Below are 19,854 nucleotides of genomic sequence, written 5' to 3' on the forward strand. Positions count from 1 at the left end.
CGGGGCGTCCGTTTGTCGGTCGATAAAGGCCGATTGGTCGCCGATTTGATTCGCGGTAAAAAAGTGGATCAAGCGCTGAACATCCTGACATTCACGCAGAAAAAAGCTGCGGGAATCGTCAAGAAGGTTCTTGAGTCCGCCATCGCCAACGCTGAGCACAATGACGGCGCCGACATCGACGAGTTGAAGGTGAAAACCATCTACGTCGAGCAAGGCACCACGCTCAAGCGTTTCACAGCCCGCGCCAAAGGCCGTGGCAACCGCATCAGCAAGCCCACATGCCATGTGTATGTGACGGTCGGCAACTAAGCCAGGGAAGAAACATGGGACAAAAAATCCATCCTACCGGCTTCCGTTTGGCCGTCAGCCGTAACTGGTCTAGCCGTTGGTACGCCAGCAACAAAGACTTCGCCGGCATGCTGGCCGAAGACATCAAGGTGCGTGAGTACCTCAAGGCCAAGCTTAAGAACGCTGCGGTTTCCCGCGTGCTGATCGAGCGTCCAGCCAAGAGCGCCCGCATCACTATCTTCTCGGCTCGTCCAGGTGTGGTGATCGGCAAAAAAGGCGAAGACATCGAGTTGCTCAAGAAAGAACTCGCTCTTCGTCTGGGTGTGCCAGTGGCCGTGAACATCGAAGAAGTGCGCAAGCCTGAAATCGATGCTCAATTGATCGCTGACAGCATCACGCAACAGCTCGAAAAGCGGATCATGTTCCGCCGCGCCATGAAGCGCGCCATGCAAAACGCCATGCGTTTAGGTGCCCAAGGCATCAAGATCATGTCGGCTGGCCGTCTGAATGGCATCGAAATTGCGCGTACCGAGTGGTACCGTGAAGGCCGTGTGCCATTGCACACCCTGCGCGCTGACATCGACTACGCCACTTCCGAAGCCAAGACCACTTACGGCATCATTGGTGTCAAGGTCTGGGTCTACAAAGGTGACACCTTGGGTCGTAATGACGCTCCTGCACTGGCCGAGCCACGTGCCGAAGAAGAACGCCGCCCTCGTGGTCCACGCCGTGATGCACGTCCAGGTGAGCGCCCCGCAGGCGATCGCCGAGGCGGTCCACGTCGCCCCGCTGGCACCAACACAGCACCTACCGACGGCAGCGACAAGCCTGCCGGCGCAGGTGGTGATGCCAAACCCGCCGTTAAGCGCGTACGCACAGTCGCCGCGCCAGCTGCAGCAGCTGACGGTCAATAAGGAGTAATTACATGCTGCAACCTGCTCGCAGAAAGTTCCGCAAGGAACAGAAAGGCCGCAACACCGGCGTCGCTACCCGTGGCAACACGGTGGCGTTCGGTGACTTTGGCCTGAAGTCTACAGACCGTGGCCGTTTGACGGCCCGCCAGATCGAAGCCGCACGCCGTGCGATTTCCCGTCATGTCAAGCGTGGTGGCCGCATCTGGATTCGCGTTTTCCCTGACAAGCCGATTTCCACCAAGCCTGCTGAAGTGCGTATGGGTAACGGTAAAGGAAATCCCGAGTATTACGTGGCTGAGATCCAACCCGGAAAGGTGCTCTACGAAATCGTAGGCGTGCCCGAAGAGTTGGCCCGCGAGGCCTTCAAATTGGCCGCTGCCAAGTTGCCCCTGCGCACCACATTTGTGGCACGCATGATTGGCCAATAATTCAGGAGAAACAATAAATGAACGCTGCTGAATTGCGCCAAAAAGACGTTGCAGGTGTAAAAGACGAGATCAAAGCGCTCCAAAGAGCTCACTTTGGTCTGCGTATGCAAAAAGCCACGCAACAACTCGGCAATACCGGAACGTTGAGCGAAACCCGTCGCTCGATCGCTCGTGCCAAAACCATTCTTGCCCAAAAGCAAGCCGCCAAGTAAGGAGTGAACATGACGGAAGCTAAAACATCCCTCAAGCGCACCTTGATTGGCAAGGTGGTCAGCGACAAGCGCGCCAAGACCGTGACCGTACTCGTCGAGCGTCGTGTGAAACACGCGCTTTACGGCAAGATTGTGGCCAAGTCGAGCAAGTACCACGCGCACGACGAAACAGGTCAATACCACCTGGGCGACACCATCGAAATCACGGAAAGCCGTCCGATTTCGAAGACTAAAAACTGGGTGGCCAGCCGCCTTGTGCTGAAAGCCGAAGCGGTCTGAGTTTAAAAGCCGGACTTGTGCAAACTTTCTGAAAACGACCCACAATGGTGGGTCGTTTTTTTTTCCCTTGGCGCATTCGCCAAATATTCAAATGGAGCACAACATGATCAAAGTCGGCGACACATTGCCCGCAGTCACCCTGATGGAATACGTTGAAGTGGAGGGCAACGGCTGCAGCATTGGCCCCAACCCGGTTGACGTGGCCGCTGCCACCGCTGGTAAAACCATTGCCCTGTTTGCCTTGCCTGGCGCTTTCACGCCCACCTGCTCGGCAAAGCATGTTCCAGGTTACGTAGAAAACCACGACGCCTTGAAGGCCGCCGGTGTTGACGAAATCTGGTGCGTGAGCGTGAACGACGCATTCGTGATGGGCGCATGGGCCCGTGAACAAAAAACCGGCACCAAGGTGCGCATGTTGGGTGACGGCAGCGCCGCATTCACCCAGGCCACCGGCTTGACCTTGGACCTGACTGGTCGTGGCATGGGCGTGCGCAGCAACCGCTATTCCATGCTCGTGAAAGACGGCAAAGTCGCAAGCTTGAACAACGAAGGCCCCGGGAAGTTTGAGGTCAGCGATGCCGCAACGCTGTTGGCACAAGCCAAAGGTTGAAGTCCGCTGGACAAAAACGAAAGGGACCTTCGGGCCCTTTTTTTTGGCACATGGGCGGCTCAAGCGATGTCGACTTTGAGGTAGTGGGCACCTGCGAAAGGGTTGTGGTAGTAGGGCGGTATCTCCACAAAGCCCAGGTCTTCGTAAAGGGCCCGGGCTGACTCCATGTCATCCAGCGTGTCGAGCAAGACGCAGCTGTAACCCGCTTTGCGGGCGGCGTCGAGAATGCCTTCCGTCAATTGACGGCCCAACCCCAAACCTCTGAAAGCTGGACGCACATAAAGGCGTTTCATTTCAGCGGCATTGGAATAATCAGAACTGTCCAGGGGTCGCAAGGCGCAGCACCCTGCCAAAGCATCATCCACCCAAGCCAACAAGAGTGCGCCGCGAGGATCGGTGTATTCACCAGGCAAACTTTGCAACTCGTTTTCAAAACCTTGAAAACACAAATCCACTTTCAGGCTGTCTGCATATTCCTGAAAGATGGCGCGGGTCAACTCCAAGTCAGCAGGACTGGCCGGATGCTGCAATAGAACGATTGGCATGAGCAAGTTGGACTAAAAAACCAAACCTGCAGTGTAGCCGCAGGTGAATGGCCGTCATGGGCTCAACTGCCCATGGAGACAATGCCGAAAACAGCCATGGCCGAAACCAACAGCAGCACCAAGGCCCAGGCACGGGAGCGGCCATGGTCGGCCGAGGGGACAACCGGATCAGACATGGACTTGTCCCCATGCCACATGGCGGGAACCAGTGCCTGGCTTTTTCGCCAGCGGTACCAGACCAAGGCCAGCAAATGAATACAGACCAAAAGGATCAAGGTGGTCTTGCCCCATCCTTTGTGCCAGCTGGTGGCCAGAGCGACCCATTGGCCGGAAACCAGTGAAGACAGCGGCCCCATGTTGGCGATTTCATCGTCACTGATGAGCCCAGTGCCCACTTGCAAGAACAAAAAGAGCAGAAAAGCCACGACTGACCAGGACCCCAAAGGGTTGTGCCCCGCAAATTGAGTGGGCCTGTCGCGACCTTGGAGGTAAGCCCAAACGCGCCAAGGGCTGATGGGAAGCTGTGACCAGCGAGACCAGTACCCGCCAACAACCCCCCAAACAACGCGAAACAGCAACAGTGTCAAAACGCAATAACCCAAACGGAAATGCCACTGCATGGCGTTGCCACCTATATTGCCCGTGATGACCAGTCCACTCACACACAGCACCAGCCCCCAGTGAAAAAGGCGGGTGGGCAGATCCCAGATGCGAACTTGAAACATAAGGACTTTCATGGATGCGGGTGAAGCCAAAATATGAGAGACTAAGTATCAGTCAGAGCATCGCGCTTTGACCAACACATACCTCATTTGGAGTTGAACATGAAAACAATGTCAGGTCTTTTTAGCTTGGCCGTGGCGATGGCCGTGACCTTACCTGCTCAAGCGCAGTTTGCCAAGCCGGAGGATGCAGTGAAGTACCGTAAAGCGAGTTTCACGGTGATGTCCGCACATTTTGGCCGATTGGGTGCGATGGCCAATGGACGCATGCCCTATGACGCCAAAGCCGCTGCCGAAAATGCCGACGTGGCGTTGACGCTGTCCAAGTTGCCTTGGGTCGCCTTTGGCGAGGGTACAGACAAAGGTGACACCCGCGCCAAGCCAGAAATCTGGAAAGAAGCCGCCAAGTACAAGGAAGCGGCAGACAAAATGCAAGTAGAAATGGGCAAATTGAATGTGGCCGCCAAGGCGGGCAACATCGACGCCTTGAAAGCTGCTTTTGGCCCAGCTGCAGCGTCATGCAAAGCCTGCCACGACAACTTCCGCAAAGATTGATGAAGGCATCCTGTGCAGCGGGCCCTTGGGCCTGGCTGCTCAGGTTTCAGCCAGCAGTTTTTCAATCAGTTTGTGCAGCTCTGCAAAGTCAGGCGTCCCCACAAAGCGTTTGACAATCTCGCCCTGCTTGTTGACGAGAAACGTGGTGGGCGTGAGTTGGATGTCGCCCCACTCGCGAGCGACCGTGCCCGTGTTGTCAATGGCCACCCCAAAGGGCAGTTGTCGCGATTGGGCGAAATTGACCACATAGCTGGGTGGGTCGTAGCTCATGGCCACAGCCAAGGTGACATAGCCGCGGTCTTTGAACTTATTGTAAGTCGCGACCAGTTCAGGCATCTCGGCCACACAGGTGGTGCAGCTGGTGGCCCAGAAATTCACCAAAGCGACTTTTCCCTGCAATTGCTTGGAGGTGACCTTGGATCCATCGAGCAAAACAAAGGTGGATTCAGGCGCGCGGTCACCAGAGCAGCCCCAAAGGGCCCAAGTCAGGCCCAATATCCCACTCCAAATAAACAAACGGCGACCCACAAGTCGCAAGTTCTTGTGCACAGTGAGCAGCGTTTTCATGGCTGAAAGTTTAATCTGTTTGCCATGCCCGCAGAGCTGGGAGGCATTGCGCCTGAGTACCTCGCTGGCCGACTTGACATCTGTCAACACATGTCGGAGCCAAAAGACGGGTCAGTCTGCATTGCGTGATCAGAGAAGAAAAATTCGCCAAGAACCGACGCACTGGAGCAGGGTACCGTTGCGCAAAGCATTCAGCGTCATCCGCTAACACTGCCCTGTTGTCACGCAGGTGCTAGTAAAGCAGGAGTTGACTTCAAATCAGAGTCAGTAAAAGCGCCAACAGGCCTTGCGGGTCATTGACCATCGGGTCGTGGCCGGTGTGCATTTCCAGCACTTGCGAGCCAGGCAACCAGGCGCCATTCCAGAACTTCGGGTCCACCATGCGCAAGCGGCTGACGTCGATGGTGCCCAAAGGCGGTGAGGTGCAGCTGATGAAGGTGCGAGGCACGCTGGCCACACGCTGCGGATCGAAGTCGAGCACTTGGGTGTAAGGGCCGCCGGGGTGCGGGGTTTGACGCCTTTGAACCCAGGCGTGGTCGGCGTCACCCAACCCAAAGACAGCAGGGTCCGGGGCGGGAAAAGCGTGCAAAGGGTGGGCTTGCGCCGCAGCGATGCGGGCGTTTCGGGTGCCGCTGGCATGGGTGCTGCTCCAGCTCTCGCCGGGTTTGGGCAGCACCGCGTCCAGATAAACCAGGTGGCGCAAGCGTTCGGGCCTGCGGTCGGCCACGGCCGTGCCCAACATGCCGGCGTACGAGTGCACCACCAACACCACTGGGTCCATTTCTTCGGCGTCCATGGCGGCCATCACGTCCGTGATGTGCGTTTCCAGATCGATACTGGGGTGGAGCAGATGGGCGCGCTCGCCCACCCCGGTCAGGGTCACCGCATGGGCGCGGTGACCCGCACGAACCAGGCCGGGCAATACACGCTGCCAGCACCAGGCCCCGTGCCAAGCCCCGTGAACCAGCAATACGTTGGCCATCAAATCACCCTTTTGCCGCGCAGAGGTCCCAGTTTGTCAGCGTTCCAGCCCAGCACTTCGGACAAAACTTCGGCAGTGTGCTGCCCCAGCATGGGGGGCGGCAAGTCTTGACGAACGGGGGTGAGGCTGAGTTTCATGGGGCTGGCCACCAGTTTCAGATCGGGTTTGATGGGGTGCAGCCAATCCTGCACCATGCCTCGGGCCTGGATTTGCGGGTCCACAAAGACCTCGCTCAAGGTATTGATGGCGCCGCAAGGGACTTTGGCGGCTTCGAGGGCTGCCAACCAATCGGCCTTGGAGCGGGTTTTGAGAATGGCTTCGAGCAGGGGCACCAGCGTGTCGCGGTGGCGAACCCGGTCGGCGTTCAAGGCGTAGCGCGCGTCTTGCGCCAGTTCGGAGCAGCCCGCCACGGTGCAAAATTTGGCAAACTGTCCGTCGTTGCCCACCGCCAAAATCAGGTGGTCGCGGCTGTCGGGCGCTGAGCCGGTCGGGGCCATGACTTCGAACACTTGGTAGGGCACGATGTTTTGGTGTGCGTTGCCAGCGCGGCCCGGCACTTTCCCACTGACGAGGTAGTTGGATCCCAAATTGGCCAGCATGGCCACCTGGGTGTCTAGCAAGGCCATGTCCACTTGCTGGCCTTGGCCGGTGCGTTCGACGTGGCGCAGTGCCGCCAAGATCGCTACGGTGGCGTACATGCCGGTGAACAGGTCTGCGACGGCCACGCCCACTTTTTGGGGGCCGCCACCCAAGTCGTCCCGTTCGCCGGTCACGCTCATGAGGCCGCCGATGCCTTGCACGGCATAGTCGTAACCTGCCCGCTCGCGGTAAGGTCCGGTCTGGCCAAAGCCGGTCACGCTGCAATACACCAGCTTGGGGTTCAGGGCTTTGAGGCTGGTGTAGTCCAGGCCGTAACGGGCCATGTCGCCGACCTTGAAATTTTCAACAAAGACGTTGCAATGCTTGACCAGTTCCCGGATCAGGGCTTGGCCCTCGGGTTGGGCGATGTCGCAGGTCACCGATCGCTTGTTGCGGTTGGCCCCCAAGTAATAGGCGGCTTCAGCGGTGTCCTGGCCTTGGGCATCTTTCAAAAAGGGGGGACCCCAAGTGCGGGTGTCATCGCCTGTGCCGGGTCGCTCAATCTTGATGACGTCAGCCCCCAGGTCGGCCAAGGTCTGGGTACACCAGGGGCCCGCCAGAACGCGGGAAAGGTCGAGAACGCGGATGCCGTCGAGTGAGTTCATGGGGCACATTGTCGCCAAAAACCCAATGCGGCCGCTGATCAGGATAATCACCCCATGCAAATCTTTACCTCGACCCTGGTGGCCAGCCTCGCAGGGGCCCTGACTTTGAGCGCTTGCAGTCCTGCACAAAACTGGCGCGACGTGGTTTTTGAGGGCAGTTCCCTCAAAGTCCAACTGCCCTGCAAACCCGACCGCACCTCGCGCAAAGTGCCCCTAGGCGGCATGCCTGTGGATTTGCAAGTGATGGGCTGCGAGAGCGGCTCGGCCATGGTGGCCGTGATGACCACTGTCCTGCCAGCCGGAGCCGATGCCAGCGCGGTGATGTCCGCCTGGCAAAAAGCCACTCTGGACAATGCCCGCGTGTTCCAGCCTTTGGCGGCTGGGCAGCAGCAGGCTTGGCAGCGTCCAGGCCAGCTGCCATTAACAACCTCTTTGAGAATGCAAGCCCCAGGTCAACGCCCCAGTGGCGAGCCAGTCAACATGGACGCTGTTTGGGGGGCCATGGCTGAAGGCGAGCGCGTGCGGCTGCTCCATGCTGTGGTGTATGACCGCAAAATCTCTGTGGAATTGTCCACGACCTTGTTTGAAAGTATCCAGCCATGAGCGCCACCAACGTGATCAGCACCACCTTGGCGCATCCCGACCACTTGCCGCGCCGCATGGCCGTGGTAGTGTTTTTGGCCTTTGCGCTGGCCTATTTTTTCTCGGCCCTGGTTCGGGCCATCACCGCCACCCTCTCGCCCACCTTGACAGACGAATTCAACCTGAGCGCGCAGGACTTGGGTCTGCTGGCTGGGGGTTACTTTTTGGGCTTTTCGCTCACCCAGTTGCCCTTGGGGCGCTGGCTGGACCAGCACGGGCCGAAAAAAGTGATCCTGGCTTTTTTGAGCTTTGCGGTGCTCGGTTGCCTGGCCTTCTCGTGGGCCGACAGTTTTCATGGCCTGTTGGCCGCACGGGTGCTGTGCGGCATGGGGGTGAGTGCTTGTTTGATGGCCCCGCTCACGGGCTACCGGCGCTGGTTTGACGCCAGCACCCAGTTGCGCACCAACTCGTGGATGCTGATGACCGGCTCTTTGGGCATGCTGGCGGCCACTTTGCCAGTGCAGTGGCTCATGCCCATCTGGGGTTGGCGCGCACTGTTTGTGATGCTGGGCGTGATGATCACCATCGCCATGTTGCTGATCGCCTTGTTGGTGCCCGTGTGGCAAAAGGCCACACCCACAGCCGGCAACTCGCAGACGCCGCCGGATGACGATGGCACTTACCGCGAAATCTGGCGCAGCGCTTATTTTTGGCGCATGACGCCGATCGGCTTTTTCATCTACGGCGGCATGGTGGCCATCCAGACCCTGTGGGCGGGACCTTGGATGACCCAGGTGGCGGGTTGGACGGCGTCTGAGGCAGCGTACGGGCTGTTCCTCATCAACTTGGCCATGTTGGTGACCTTTTGGTTGTGGGGCTTGATCACGCCGGGACTGGCACGCAGGGGCATCCCGGTCGAGCGCCTGATCGCCTGGGGATTGCCATTGAGTTTCGGGGTCATCGCGGCCCTGGTTGTGATTGGCCCTGCCATAGGCGACGCTGCGGCTGTGGGCGTGGCGCTGTTTTGCGTCAGCAGCACCTTCGTGTCGCTGGCCCAGCCGGCCGTTGGCATGGCTTTCCCGTCCCACTTGGCCGGACGCGCTTTGTCGGCTTACAACCTGGTGATCTTTGCGGGCATTTTTGTGGTGCAGTGGGGCATCGGCTTGCTCATCGATGCCGGGCGCGGCCTGGGCCTGGGCAATGCGCAGGCCTACCAGGTGGCGCTGGCCTGTTTCGGCGTCACATCGGTGGCGTCATGGGTGTTCTTCATGCTGAAAAAACCAGCGCAGCGTCGATAATCGAAGTTCTATGATCGGCATCCTCATCATTGCCCATGCCCCGCTGGCCACCGCCTTGCGCGAGTGCGCCCTGCACGTCTTTCCTGATTGCGCCAGTGGCGTGCTGGCGCTGGACGTGTTGCCGCATGACGCGCCCGAAGACAGCCTGACCCGCGCGCGCCAAGCCATGGCCGCGCTGGGCACGCCCGATGTGTTGCTGCTCAGTGATGTGTTTGGTGCCACGCCCTGCAATGTGGCACAGCAACTGGGCGATGGGCTGCACACGCGTCTGGTGGCTGGTGCCAATTTGCCCATGCTGCTGCGCAGCGTGTGCTACCGACACGAAAGCCTGGATGCGCTGGCCGCACGCGCCCACGCAGGCGGCACCCAGGGCGTGATGCCCGTGGGCAGCACCGCACCCCAAAACCAAACCGGACAGAGACATGCCCCAAGCCACGGTGACCATCAGCAATAAATTGGGTCTACATGCCCGTGCCTCGGCCAAGCTGACCAAATTGGCAGGCAGCTTTCCGTGCGATGTCTGGATGCGCAAGGGAGAGCGGCTCATCAATGCCAAAAGCATCATGGGCGTGATGATGTTGGCCGCTGGGATGGGCAGCGAGGTCATGGTCGAGACCCTGGGCGATCGAGAAGATGAAGCCTTGACGGCGCTGTTGGCCTTGATCGACGACAAGTTTGGTGAAGGCGAGTAAGCCATGACCTTCAGTATCCATGGGCTGCCAGTGGCGCGCGGAATCGCCATCGGGCGTGCCGTTTTGGTGGCTTCCAGCCGGGTCGATGTAGCGCATTATTTTGTGGTACCCGACCAAGTCAACGCTGAAATTCAACGATTGCGCGTGGCCCGCGATGCGGTGGTCGATGAGCTCAAGCGTCTTCAACTGGACATGCCCAAAGATGCACCGCACGAGTTGGCGGCTCTGTTGGACGTACACCTGATGCTGTTGCAAGACGAAGAATTGACCTCTGGCGTGGTGCAGTGGATCAAAACGCGTCTGTACAACGCCGAGTGGGCGCTGACCAGTCAGCTGGAAATCATCGTGCGACAGTTCGAGGAAATGGAAGACCCCTACCTGCGCGAACGCAAGGCCGACATGGAGCAAGTGGGCGAGCGGGTGCTGCACTGCCTCAAAGGCACGGGGCCTCTGGTGGCTCAAACCAAGCGACCCCAGAGGCCCCAGGCAGAGCTGCAACTGGGCGACACCGATGTGCCCCTGGTGCTGGTGGCGCACGACTTGTCGCCGGCCGATATGCTGCAGTTCAAGCAAAGCGTGTTCACTGGCTTTGTGACCGATGTGGGCGGCAAGACCTCGCACACGGCCATCGTGGCACGCAGCCTGGACATTCCGGCGGTGGTGGGTACGCGCACCGCCAGCCAGCTGGTCAAGCAAGACGATTGGGTCATCATCGACGGGGATGTGGGCGTGGTCATCGTGGACCCTTCACCCATCATCCTGGCCGATTACGGATTCAAGCAGCGCCAGGGCAATCTGGAGCGCGAACGCCTGGCGCGCTTGCGCCATACCCCTTCCGTAACGCTCGACGGCCAAAAAATTGAGCTGCTGGCCAACATTGAGATGCCCGAAGACACCGTAGCCGCACTCACGGCGGGCGCGGTGGGTGTGGGCTTGTTTCGCAGTGAATTTTTGTTCATGGGCCGCCGGGGCCATTTGCCAGACGAAGAGGCCCAGTTCCAGGCTTACCGCCGCGCCGTGGACGGTATGAATGGCCTGCCTGTGACCATCCGATCCGTGGACGTGGGGGCCGATAAACCGCTCGACGACAACCGTCATGAGGCGTCGCACTTGAATCCTGCGCTGGGTTTGCGGGCCATCCGTTGGTGTTTGGCCGACCCAGCCATGTTTTTGACCCAATTGCGCGCCATTTTGCGTGCTGCAGCGCATGGCCAAGTCAATTTACTGATCCCCATGTTGGCGCATGGCAGCGAGATTCGCCAGACTTTGGCCCTGATCGATCAGGCACGCCAAGAGTTGGACCGCCGGGGCGTGGCCTATGGCCCTGTTCGGCTGGGTGCCATGATCGAAATCCCGGCAGCAGCTTTGTCTTTGCGCTTGTTTCTGAAACATTTTGACTTTTTGTCCATCGGCACCAATGACCTGATTCAGTACACCTTGGCCATTGACCGCGCTGACGAGTCTGTAGCGCATTTGTACGATCCCATGCATCCTGCCGTGTTGCACCTGATCGCTGAGACCATTGCTGAAAGCCATCGGCAGGGCAAAAGCGTTTCGGTGTGTGGCGAGATGGCCGGTGACGTGTCCATGACCCGTTTGTTGCTGGGTCTGGGCCTGCGCAGTTTTTCCATGCACCCGTCGCAAATTCTGTCGGTCAAGCAACAGGTGTTGCGTTCGGATTGCGCCAAGCTGGCGCTGTGGGCTGAGCAGGTGTTGGGCAGCGATGACCCGGCGAGTTACATGGCCCGCTGAAAACAGCGGGCCCAAGCGTAACTCAAAGACATTGAGGAATGCTTGAACTCAAACCTTGTTGAGTTTGTCTTGCGTGCGGGTGTCGAAATCGCTGGCGTCGTGGCGTTCGTGCAGCTGTGTCTCTGGGGCGCCCATCACGCGGTTGACCATGCGCCCACGTTGTACGGCTGGGCGTTGTGCGAGCTCATGGGCCCAGCGCTGAACATGGGTGTATTCCTGCACCTGCAAGAACTCACCTGCGCCGTAGAGCAGACCTTTGGCCAGGGCGCCGTACCACGGCCAGATGGCGATGTCGGCGATGGTGTAGTCGTCGCCCGCGATGAAACGGTGCTCGGCCAGGCGGCGATCGAGCACATCCATTTCGCGTTTGACTTCCATGGCAAATCGGTCAATGGCGTATTCGATTTTGATCGGCGCGTAGGCATAAAAATGGCCAAACCCACCACCCAAATAAGGGGCGCTGCCCATTTGCCAGAACAGCCATGACAGGCATTCGGCCCGTTTCGCAGAATCTGTGGGTACCAAGGCAGCAAATTTTTCAGCCAAATAAAGCAAAATCGCGCCCGATTCAAACACCCGAACGGGCTGCTCGCCGCTGCAGTCCAGCAGCGCAGGAATCTTGGAGTTCGGGTTGACACCCACAAAGCCACTGCTGAACTGTTGGCCTTCTTGAATGCGGATCAGCCAAGCGTCATATTCAGCATCTGCGTGTCCCAAGGCCAGCAACTCTTCGAGCATGACCGTCACCTTCACGCCGTTGGGCGTGCCCAGCGAATACAACTGAAGCGGGTGTTGGCCGCGCGGCAGGTCTTGTTCGTGCGTCGCACCAGAGATGGGGCGGTTGATGTTGGCAAAGCGCCCGCCGTTGGCCTTGTTCCAAGTCCACACGGAGGGCGGGGTGTAAGTGCTGGCGTCGGTCATGTTGTAGAAGGTCCAAGTGCGTCTGATCAAGAAAGGGGGCTTCAGGCTTGGTCGGCCAATTTCAAGTGCGCCGAGTGGGCTTGTTGGTCTGCATGGTAGCTGCTGCGCACCATCGCGCCCACCGCCGCATGCGAAAAACCCATCTCATAGGCCTTGGCCTCGAACATTTTGAAGGTGTCGGGGTGCACATAGCGGCGCACAGGCAGGTGGCTGTTGCTGGGCGCCAGGTACTGGCCAATGGTCAGCATCTCGATGTGGTGCGCACGCATGTCGCGCATGACGTCCAAAATTTCTTCGTCGGTCTCGCCCAGGCCCACCATCAGGCCGCTCTTGGTCGGCACATTCGGAAACAGCGCCTTGAATTTTTTCAGCAAGTTCAGCGAAAACTGGTAGTCCGAGCCGGGGCGCGCTTCTTTGTAAAGGCGGGGCACGGTTTCCATGTTGTGGTTCATCACGTCGGGCGGTGCGGCCTTCAGGATTTCAAGCGCGCGGTCGTCGCGCCCCCGGAAGTCGGGCACCAGCACTTCGATCTGGGTGTTGGGCGAGAGTTCGCGGGTTTTGCGGATGCACTCGACAAAGTGTCCAGCGCCGCCGTCGCGCAGGTCATCGCGGTCTACGCTGGTGATGACCACGTAATGCAGCTTGAGCTGGGCGATGGTTTTGGCCAGGTTGTCCGGTTCGTTCACATCCAGCGGGTCGGGGCGGCCATGGCCCACGTCGCAAAATGGGCAACGGCGGGTGCACTTGTCGCCCATGACCATGAAGGTGGCCGTGCCCTTGCCAAAGCATTCACCGATGTTGGGGCAGCTGGCTTCTTCGCACACAGTCACCAGTTTGTTGGCGCGCAGAATGTCCTTGATTTCGTAAAAGCGCGTGGTGGGCGAGCCCGCCTTGACACGAATCCAGTTGGGCTTTTTCAGCACTTCGGCTGGCGCTACCTTGACCGGGATGCGTGAGAGTTTGGCCGCCGCTTTTTGCTTGGCCATGGGGTCGTAGTTTTCAAGGGGTTGGACTTCGCGGACCACTTGGCGCTCGATAGGGGTGTTGCTCATTCGGGTCTTTCGGTCGCTGCCGCTGAGGGGGCAGGCAGGGGTTCATAAACGGGTGCTCAATTGGTGGGCGAGCACTCGTGCAGCTTCGTCCCAGGTGGTTTCGACACCGATTGTAAAAAGGTCCACGGTTTTTAACCCGGCATAACCACAGGGGTTGATACGCTCAAAGGGTTGAAGGTCCATCGCCACGTTCAGGGCCGCGCCGTGGTAAGTGCAATGGCGGCTGACCTTGATGCCTAAAGCGCTGATCTTGCCCAGGCCCTTGAACGGGTCGCTGGCCAAGGCTGGGCCCACCAGTGCCGCATGGCTGAAGGGGTCGTTCAGGCGCACGTAAATGCCCGGTGCGCCCGCCACGCGGTGGCCGGTGACGCCAAAGTGGCCCAGGGTGCGGATGATCGATTCCTCGAGCTTGAAAACATACTCCTTCACGTAGTAACCCGTGCGCTGAAGGTTGACCAAGGGGTAGGCCATGACCTGGCCAGGGCCATGAAAAGTGACTTGCCCGCCCCGGTTGGTCTGTACCACCGGAATGTCGCCCGGCAACAAAAGATGCGCGGATTGGCCCGCTAGCCCTTGGGTGAACACGGGGGGGTGCTCACACAGCCAAAGTTCATTCGGGGTGTCAGCTGTCCGAGCGGCCGTGAAGGCCTGCATGGCCTCGTAGGTGGGCAGGTATTCCACCCGCCCGAGCAGCCGGGTGTCCATGATCAAAGCACGATTTTGACCATCGGGTGCGAGGTCAGTGCGCGGTACAGGTTGTCCAGTTGCTCGCGGCTGGTGGCCGTGATGTTGAGCGTCACGCCCAAATAGTTGCCACCCTTGCTGGGTCGCAACTCGATGGAGCGGGCGTCAAAGCCAGGGTCAAACTGCAGGGCGAGTTGGCACATGGCTTCGGCAAAGCCGTCGACCATGGCACCCATGACCTTGATCGGAAAGATTGAAGGGTACTCAATCAGGCTGTCTTTGCGCGGATCAGAGCCGTTGGGAGGGGTGGTGGAGGCGATCATGGAGAGTGAAGTTCGGTTCGCCAGCTCAACGCCACACCACCACAGCCAAAACCGCCAACCAACCCAAGGCGAAATTGGTCAGCACCATGGGGTGAATTTGCCCCAAAGCCTTGCCAGCCGGAGGCCAGTCGGACAACGCCACAGCCGCTTTCAGGCGCCGAAACGGGACAAACCAAATGTGCGCAAAGATCAGGCACATCAAGACACCCAGCCCCGACATTGCGTGCCAGCCTCGGGGGGCAAGCTTCATGTCGGTCATGGACAGCATCCACAAGCCCGACGCCAAAATCAGAGCGACCGACAACCAGACCATGTTGAAAAAGCGCGACAAAACGCCTGCCATCAGGGTCAGGCGTTCAGGCGGCGCCATCTGGGCAATGACCACGGGGCGCAGCGCCAAAATGACCAAAGCCATGCCACCCATCCAAACGATAGCAGCAGCGAGGTGAAAAAATTTAATCCATTCGTACATAAAAAATACCGATTGATTTCGCGTGGACAAAAGAAATGCTCAGCCAAGGGATGAGGTCATTGTGGCCGCAGGGACTGAGCTTGGCTTTTGAAAGGTCAAAAGATTGATGTAAATAAATCGGGCACGCAAGGGTTTCTAGGTATAATTTTATGCTTTGTGGTCGTAGTCTGATCTGTAACCTGATTGTAATTTGAGATGGTCAAAATTGCATCATCGCAAAACAATCCGCAAGTTAAAGAAGATGCTGTCGAGGTCTCGGATGATGAGTTCAAGACTTTGTCGGCTGAAGAGGCGGCGGCTTGGCGGTTAAGCCATCCTCAAACCTCACCATGGCATGTCTTATTCCTGCAAATAGGCATAGGTGCTTTGATGGTGTTGTTGACGGGATTGTTCACCCGCGAATTCCATTTGGCCGCATCGGTGGCTTGGGGTTGCGCATCGGCTGTGATCCCTGCTGTGGTTTTCATCAGGGCTTTGAGTCGGCAAATGCGGCAAATTCAACCCAAGCTTGTCTTGGCGGGTTTGTTCTTTTGGGAGTTGGTCAAGATCATCTTGACCGTGGCGTTGCTCTTGGTAGCGCCAAAAGTGATTTCGAATTTAAGCTGGCTCGCCCTGGTGGCTGGCTTTGTGGTGACGATCAAGGTGTATTGGCTGGCCATGGCGCTGGGCTATATGCAACGGAAATCGAAGCCGACTATTTTTTGAACTGATTGGTGATTTATGGCTGCTGAAAACGCTGGCGCGCACGCCCCAACGGCTGGAGAGTACATCCAGCATCACTTGCAGCACTTGCAAATGAACTTTTCATTTGAAGGTGTTAAGCAAACAAGCATTGTGGATTTCAGTTTGTTCAACCTTGACTCGGTTGTTCTGTCGGTGTTTTTGGGTGTGGTGGGTTGCTTTGTATTGTGGTCGGCTGCCCGAAAAGCCACATCGGGCGTGCCAGGGCGCTTCCAGGCGGCTGTTGAATTGCTATCTGAAATGGTCGAAAACCAAGCCAAAGGGGTGATTAGCAACGCCAACAGCCGCAAGCTGATTTCACCGCTGGCGCTGACGGTTTTTGTTTGGATTTTTCTGATGAATGCCATGGACATGCTGCCAGTGGACTTGCTCCCCGGTGCTTGGCATGCAGTGGGTCCTGCTTTGGGTTTCAAAGACTACATGCGCGTGGTTCCTACCGCTGACTTGTCCACAACTTTGGGTTTGTCATGCTCTGTGTTGTTGATTTGTTTGTTTTACAACGTCAAGATCAAGGGCCTCGGCGGCTGGGTGCATGAGCTCATTTCGGCGCCTTTTGGAGACCATTGGGCGCTGTACCCCATCAATTTCTTGATGCAGATGATCGAATATTTGGCCAAGACGGTCTCGCATGGCATGCGACTGTTTGGCAACATGTTTGCAGGTGAGTTGGTGTTCATGCTGATTGCCCTCATGGGTGGTGGCTGGGCATTGTCAGCAACCGGTGTGGGTTTGGCCATTGGCCACATCATTGGCGGCACGGTGTGGACTCTGTTCCACATTTTGGTGATCACTTTGCAAGCTTTCATCTTTATGATGTTGACGCTGGTCTACACAGGCCAAGCGCACGACGCGCATTGATGACATTTTTTTCGTTTATTGTTTCTTTTTTCCTCTCACTTTAGGAGCTTCACATGGAAAACATTCTCGGCCTGGTGGCATTGGCTTGCGGTTTGATCGTTGGTTTGGGCGCTTTGGGTGCCTCCATTGGCATTGGCATGATGGGCGGCAAATTCCTCGAATCCGGTGCACGTCAGCCTGAATTGATGAACGAGCTGCAGACCAAAATGTTTTTGTTGGCGGGCTTGATTGACGCCGCCTTCTTGATCGGTGTGGCCATTGCGTTGTTGTTCGCTTTCGCCAATCCCTTCATTCTGAAGTGATTCACGCACCTCTTCCCCTAGAAGAAGGACCTGACCGTGAACATTAACGCTACGCTGTTCATTCAGATGATCGTTTTTGCGATTTTGGTGTGGTTCACGATGAAATTCGTGTGGCCCCCGATCACAAAAGCGCTTGACGAACGGGCACTGAAAATCGCTGACGGTCTCGCTGCCGCAGACAAAGCCAAAGCCGAACTCAGCAACGCCAATGCGCGTGTGGAGTCCGAATTGGCCCAGTCGCGCAATGAGTCCGCATCGCGTTTGGCCGATGCCGAGCGCCGTGCAAATGGCATTGTTGAAGAAGCCAAAGCACGAGCTACCGAAGAAGCCAACAAGATCATCATTGCTGCAAAAGCCGAGGCCGAGCAGCAAGCTGTCAAAGTGCGCGAAAGTCTGCGAGAGCAGGTCGCAGCTTTGGCGGTCAAGGGTGCCGAGCAGATTCTCCGCAAGGAAGTCAACGCCGGTGTCCACGCTGATCTGCTGAGCCGCCTCAAGACCGAGCTGTAAGAAGCTCCAGCCAAAGAAGACCATGGCAGAACTTGCTACCATCGCCCGCCCTTATGCCGATGCGCTTTTCAAAGCGCAGGCATCCGATCTTGCTGGCACGGCCGCTTGGCTTGATGAACTTGCGGCCATTGCCGAGAACGCACAGCTGCAGCAGTTTGTCGACAGCCCCAAAGTGTCCGATGCGCAGGCATTCGAGCTGATCTCTGGCTTGCTGCGCGCAGCACTGCCCGAGGCTGGCAAGAATTTCCTGCAACTGGTGATCGAAAACAGCCGTCTCAGTGCGCTGCCTGTCGTTGCACAGCAGTACAGGGCCCTTGTGAATGCGCAAAGTGGCACCGCTGACGCGGTGGTCTACAGCCCATTCCCCATTGACGCTTCGGCCTTGGCCGACCTGTCGTCGACGCTCGAGAAACGCTTTGCGCGCAAGCTCAATGTGTCTGTCGAGCTTGATGCCTCCTTGATAGGCGGCATCTGCGTGGTGGTGGGTGACGAGGTGCTCGATACCTCTGTCAAGGCCCAATTGGAACAAATGAAATCGGCCCTCACCGCTTGATGCGGATTGAGACCGGACATATTTAAAGAAAGTAGGAAAGAGTCATGCAACTCAATTCCGCAGAAATTTCTGAACTGATCAAGAGCCGCATTGAAGGGCTGTCCGCCAGCGCCGATATCCGCAACCAGGGCACTGTGGTGTCCGTGACCGACGGTATCGTTCGCGTCCATGGCTTGTCCGATGTGATGCAGGGCGAAATGCTTGAATTCCCATCTACAGCCGATGGCATCGCCACGTTCGGTCTGGCCCTGAACCTCGAGCGTGACTCGGTGGGCGCCGTGATTTTGGGCGAGTACGAGCACATCTCCGAAGGCGACACGGTCAAGTGCACTGGCCGAATTCTGGAAGTGCCCGTGGGTCCCGAACTGATTGGCCGTGTGGTGAACGCCCTGGGTCAGCCGATTGACGGCAAAGGCCCAGTCAACGCCAAGATGACCGACGTGATCGAAAAAGTCGCCCCTGGCGTGATCGCACGCAAATCGGTGGACCAGCCGATGCAAACCGGCCTGAAGTCGATCGACTCCATGGTGCCCGTGGGCCGTGGTCAGCGCGAATTGATCATTGGCGACCGTCAAACCGGCAAAACCGCCGTTGCGATCGACGCCATCATCAACCAAAAAGGTCAGAACATGACCTGCGTTTACGTCGCGATTGGTCAAAAAGCCTCTTCGATCAAGAACGTGGTCCGCGCGCTCGAGCAAGCTGGCGCCATGGAGTACACCATTGTGGTGGCCGCTTCCGCCTCCGAATCAGCTGCGATGCAATACGTGTCGGCCTACTCCGGTTGCACCATGGGCGAATATTTCCGTGACCGTGGCGAAGACGCCTTGATCGTGTATGACGACCTGTCCAAACAGGCTGTGGCTTACCGTCAAGTGTCATTGTTGCTGCGCCGCCCACCAGGCCGCGAAGCTTACCCTGGCGACGTGTTCTATCTCCATAGCCGTCTGCTTGAGCGTGCGGCCCGCGTCAACGCCGATTACGTCGAAGCCTTCACCAAAGGTGCTGTGACGGGCAAGACAGGTTCTTTGACGGCTTTGCCCATCATTGAAACCCAAGCCGGTGACGTTTCAGCATTCGTGCCCACCAACGTGATTTCGATCACCGACGGTCAGATTTTCCTGGAAACCAGTTTGTTCAACGCCGGCATCCGTCCTGCGATCAACGCCGGTATCTCGGTGTCTCGCGTGGGCAGCTCGGCTCAAACGAAAGTCATCAAAGGCCAGTCCGGCGGTATCCGTACCGACTTGGCCCAGTACCGTGAATTGGCCGCTTTTGCGCAGTTCGCTTCCGATTTGGACGAGTCCACACGCAAGCAGCTGGACCGCGGTGCTCGCGTGACGGAATTGCTCAAGCAAGCCCAGTACAGCCCGCTGTCCATCAGCCTCATGGGTGCCAGCTTGTTTGCGGTGAACAAAGGCTTCATGGACGACATCGACGTCAAGAAGGTCTTGGCTTTCGAGCACGGCTTGCACGCTTACTTGAAAGATTCGTGCGCTGCTTTGCTGGCCAAGATCGAAAGCTCCAAAGCACTGGACAAAGAGGCGGAAGCCGAATTGCACACTGCCGTGGCCGCTTTCAAGAAAAGCTTTGCTTAATTTCTACCTGATCAAAAGGAGCCTCTGATGGCATCGGGCAAGGAACTACGCACCAAGATCAAATCGGTGGAAAACACCAAGAAGATCACCAAGGCCATGGAGATGATTTCCGTCTCCAAAATGCGCAAAGCGCAGGAGCGTATGCGCACGGCCCGGCCTTACAGCGAGAAGAT

General features: G+C 57.9%; 29 protein-coding genes. 19 read left to right on the plus strand and 10 right to left on the minus strand.

Annotated elements, in window-relative coordinates:
* The 6 genes from rplV to Q0O99_RS16070 all read left to right on the plus strand — a co-directional run.
* The coding region (rplV, locus tag Q0O99_RS16045) for a 50S ribosomal protein L22 (protein WP_293752982.1) at positions 1-309 on the plus strand (309 nt) is incomplete at its 5' end.
* A gap of 14 nt (positions 310-323) precedes the next feature.
* Positions 324-1,202, plus strand: coding sequence for a 30S ribosomal protein S3 (gene rpsC, locus Q0O99_RS16050; RefSeq protein WP_108352550.1), 879 nt, complete (start codon positions 324-326; stop codon positions 1,200-1,202).
* Positions 1,203-1,213: 11 nt separating this feature from the next.
* Positions 1,214-1,630, plus strand: coding sequence for a 50S ribosomal protein L16 (gene rplP, locus Q0O99_RS16055; protein ID WP_019426900.1), 417 nt, complete (start codon positions 1,214-1,216; stop codon positions 1,628-1,630).
* A gap of 17 nt (positions 1,631-1,647) precedes the next feature.
* Positions 1,648-1,842, plus strand: coding sequence for a 50S ribosomal protein L29 (gene rpmC / locus Q0O99_RS16060; RefSeq protein WP_108352552.1), 195 nt, complete (start codon positions 1,648-1,650; stop codon positions 1,840-1,842).
* A gap of 9 nt (positions 1,843-1,851) precedes the next feature.
* On the plus strand, positions 1,852-2,121 hold the full coding sequence (rpsQ, locus tag Q0O99_RS16065; protein ID WP_293752983.1) for a 30S ribosomal protein S17: 270 nt from the start codon (positions 1,852-1,854) through the stop codon (positions 2,119-2,121).
* A gap of 103 nt (positions 2,122-2,224) precedes the next feature.
* A complete protein-coding gene (locus tag Q0O99_RS16070) occupies positions 2,225-2,731 on the plus strand; it encodes a peroxiredoxin (RefSeq protein WP_293752984.1) in 507 nt (168 codons plus the stop codon).
* A 59-nt stretch (positions 2,732-2,790) separates the two neighbouring features.
* On the opposite strand, the gene Q0O99_RS16075 is transcribed toward Q0O99_RS16070, so the two are convergent.
* Complete coding sequence (locus Q0O99_RS16075; protein ID WP_293752985.1) at positions 2,791-3,276, minus strand: GNAT family N-acetyltransferase; 486 nt, start codon at positions 3,274-3,276, stop codon at positions 2,791-2,793.
* A gap of 62 nt (positions 3,277-3,338) precedes the next feature.
* Entirely contained in the window at positions 3,339-4,013 is a 675-nt protein-coding gene (locus Q0O99_RS16080; RefSeq protein WP_367185254.1) for a cytochrome b/b6 domain-containing protein, read from the minus strand.
* Positions 4,014-4,100: 87 nt separating this feature from the next.
* Between Q0O99_RS16080 and Q0O99_RS16085 the strand changes: the two genes are divergently transcribed.
* Positions 4,101-4,553: a cytochrome c gene (locus Q0O99_RS16085; RefSeq protein ID WP_293752987.1), complete on the plus strand. Its 453-nt coding sequence runs from the start codon at positions 4,101-4,103 to the stop codon at positions 4,551-4,553.
* 39 nt (positions 4,554-4,592) lie between these two features.
* Here the strand turns inward: Q0O99_RS16085 and Q0O99_RS16090 are convergent, their stop codons facing one another.
* From Q0O99_RS16090 to Q0O99_RS16100, 3 genes are all read right to left on the minus strand, one after another.
* Entirely contained in the window at positions 4,593-5,120 is a 528-nt protein-coding gene (locus Q0O99_RS16090; protein WP_293752988.1) for a peroxiredoxin, read from the minus strand.
* Positions 5,121-5,373: 253 nt separating this feature from the next.
* On the minus strand, positions 5,374-6,102 hold the full coding sequence (locus Q0O99_RS16095; protein WP_293752989.1) for an alpha/beta fold hydrolase: 729 nt from the start codon (positions 6,100-6,102) through the stop codon (positions 5,374-5,376).
* Complete coding sequence (locus Q0O99_RS16100; protein ID WP_293752990.1) at positions 6,102-7,346, minus strand: CaiB/BaiF CoA-transferase family protein; 1,245 nt, start codon at positions 7,344-7,346, stop codon at positions 6,102-6,104. Before Q0O99_RS16100 ends, Q0O99_RS16095 begins: the two co-directional genes overlap by 1 nt.
* Before the next feature lie 54 nt (positions 7,347-7,400).
* On the opposite strand from Q0O99_RS16100, the gene Q0O99_RS16105 reads away from it, so the two are divergent.
* The 5 genes from Q0O99_RS16105 to ptsP are packed head-to-tail and all read left to right on the plus strand — an operon-like array spanning position 7,401 to position 11,670.
* Complete coding sequence (locus tag Q0O99_RS16105) at positions 7,401-7,949, plus strand: hypothetical protein (RefSeq protein ID WP_293752991.1); 549 nt, start codon at positions 7,401-7,403, stop codon at positions 7,947-7,949.
* Positions 7,946-9,226 carry an MFS transporter gene (locus tag Q0O99_RS16110; RefSeq protein WP_293752992.1) on the plus strand — a complete coding sequence of 427 codons (1,281 nt, stop codon included), beginning with the start codon at positions 7,946-7,948 and terminating at the stop codon, positions 9,224-9,226. Before Q0O99_RS16105 ends, Q0O99_RS16110 begins: the two co-directional genes overlap by 4 nt.
* A 10-nt stretch (positions 9,227-9,236) precedes the next feature.
* Entirely contained in the window at positions 9,237-9,680 is a 444-nt protein-coding gene (locus Q0O99_RS16115) for a PTS fructose transporter subunit IIA (RefSeq protein WP_293752993.1), read from the plus strand.
* Complete coding sequence (locus Q0O99_RS16120; RefSeq protein WP_293752994.1) at positions 9,649-9,918, plus strand: HPr family phosphocarrier protein; 270 nt, start codon at positions 9,649-9,651, stop codon at positions 9,916-9,918. The genes Q0O99_RS16115 and Q0O99_RS16120 overlap by 32 nt, the downstream gene beginning before the upstream one ends.
* 3 nt (positions 9,919-9,921) lie before the next feature.
* On the plus strand, positions 9,922-11,670 hold the full coding sequence (ptsP, locus tag Q0O99_RS16125) for a phosphoenolpyruvate--protein phosphotransferase (protein WP_293752995.1): 1,749 nt from the start codon (positions 9,922-9,924) through the stop codon (positions 11,668-11,670).
* Positions 11,671-11,718: 48 nt separating this feature from the next.
* On the opposite strand, the gene yghU is transcribed toward ptsP, so the two are convergent.
* Genes yghU through Q0O99_RS16150 form a run of 5 tightly spaced genes read right to left on the minus strand, consistent with a single transcriptional unit; the run spans position 11,719 to position 15,065 of the window.
* On the minus strand, positions 11,719-12,591 hold the full coding sequence (gene yghU, locus Q0O99_RS16130) for a glutathione-dependent disulfide-bond oxidoreductase (RefSeq protein ID WP_293753004.1): 873 nt from the start codon (positions 12,589-12,591) through the stop codon (positions 11,719-11,721).
* 41 nt (positions 12,592-12,632) lie between these two features.
* Positions 12,633-13,643 carry a lipoyl synthase gene (lipA, locus tag Q0O99_RS16135; protein ID WP_293752996.1) on the minus strand — a complete coding sequence of 337 codons (1,011 nt, stop codon included), beginning with the start codon at positions 13,641-13,643 and terminating at the stop codon, positions 12,633-12,635.
* A gap of 42 nt (positions 13,644-13,685) precedes the next feature.
* Complete coding sequence (lipB, locus tag Q0O99_RS16140) at positions 13,686-14,348, minus strand: lipoyl(octanoyl) transferase LipB (protein WP_293752997.1); 663 nt, start codon at positions 14,346-14,348, stop codon at positions 13,686-13,688.
* A gap of 2 nt (positions 14,349-14,350) precedes the next feature.
* The gene (locus tag Q0O99_RS16145; RefSeq protein ID WP_293752998.1) at positions 14,351-14,650 is read right to left on the minus strand and encodes a DUF493 family protein; all 300 of its coding nucleotides are present in this window, start codon (positions 14,648-14,650) and stop codon (positions 14,351-14,353) included.
* A gap of 25 nt (positions 14,651-14,675) precedes the next feature.
* Positions 14,676-15,065 carry a CopD family protein gene (locus Q0O99_RS16150; RefSeq protein ID WP_293752999.1) on the minus strand — a complete coding sequence of 130 codons (390 nt, stop codon included), beginning with the start codon at positions 15,063-15,065 and terminating at the stop codon, positions 14,676-14,678.
* A 426-nt stretch (positions 15,066-15,491) separates the two neighbouring features.
* Here Q0O99_RS16150 and Q0O99_RS16155 point away from each other — a divergent pair, with 426 nt between their 5' ends.
* The 7 genes from Q0O99_RS16155 to Q0O99_RS16185 form a co-directional block, all read left to right on the plus strand.
* Positions 15,492-15,827 carry an ATP synthase subunit I gene (locus Q0O99_RS16155; RefSeq protein ID WP_293753000.1) on the plus strand — a complete coding sequence of 112 codons (336 nt, stop codon included), beginning with the start codon at positions 15,492-15,494 and terminating at the stop codon, positions 15,825-15,827.
* A 15-nt stretch (positions 15,828-15,842) separates the two neighbouring features.
* Positions 15,843-16,721 (plus strand): F0F1 ATP synthase subunit A, encoded by an 879-nt coding sequence (gene atpB, locus Q0O99_RS16160; protein WP_293753001.1) that lies wholly within the window; start codon positions 15,843-15,845, stop codon positions 16,719-16,721.
* A 53-nt stretch (positions 16,722-16,774) separates the two neighbouring features.
* Complete coding sequence (gene atpE, locus Q0O99_RS16165) at positions 16,775-17,023, plus strand: F0F1 ATP synthase subunit C (protein ID WP_108352568.1); 249 nt, start codon at positions 16,775-16,777, stop codon at positions 17,021-17,023.
* Positions 17,024-17,059: 36 nt separating this feature from the next.
* Positions 17,060-17,530, plus strand: a complete 471-nt coding sequence (locus Q0O99_RS16170) for a F0F1 ATP synthase subunit B (RefSeq protein WP_108352569.1) — start codon at positions 17,060-17,062, stop codon at positions 17,528-17,530.
* Between the two features lie 22 nt (positions 17,531-17,552).
* Positions 17,553-18,083 (plus strand): F0F1 ATP synthase subunit delta, encoded by a 531-nt coding sequence (locus Q0O99_RS16175; protein ID WP_293753002.1) that lies wholly within the window; start codon positions 17,553-17,555, stop codon positions 18,081-18,083.
* 44 nt (positions 18,084-18,127) lie between these two features.
* A complete protein-coding gene (gene atpA / locus Q0O99_RS16180; RefSeq protein ID WP_293753003.1) occupies positions 18,128-19,681 on the plus strand; it encodes a F0F1 ATP synthase subunit alpha in 1,554 nt (517 codons plus the stop codon).
* Positions 19,682-19,708: 27 nt separating this feature from the next.
* On the plus strand, positions 19,709-19,854 hold a 146-nt coding region (locus Q0O99_RS16185), incomplete at its 3' end, for a F0F1 ATP synthase subunit gamma (RefSeq protein WP_293753005.1).

It is taken from the genome of Limnohabitans sp. Rim8, from assembly GCF_945901735.1.
In the GTDB taxonomy this organism is placed as follows: domain Bacteria; phylum Pseudomonadota; class Gammaproteobacteria; order Burkholderiales; family Burkholderiaceae_C; genus Limnohabitans_A.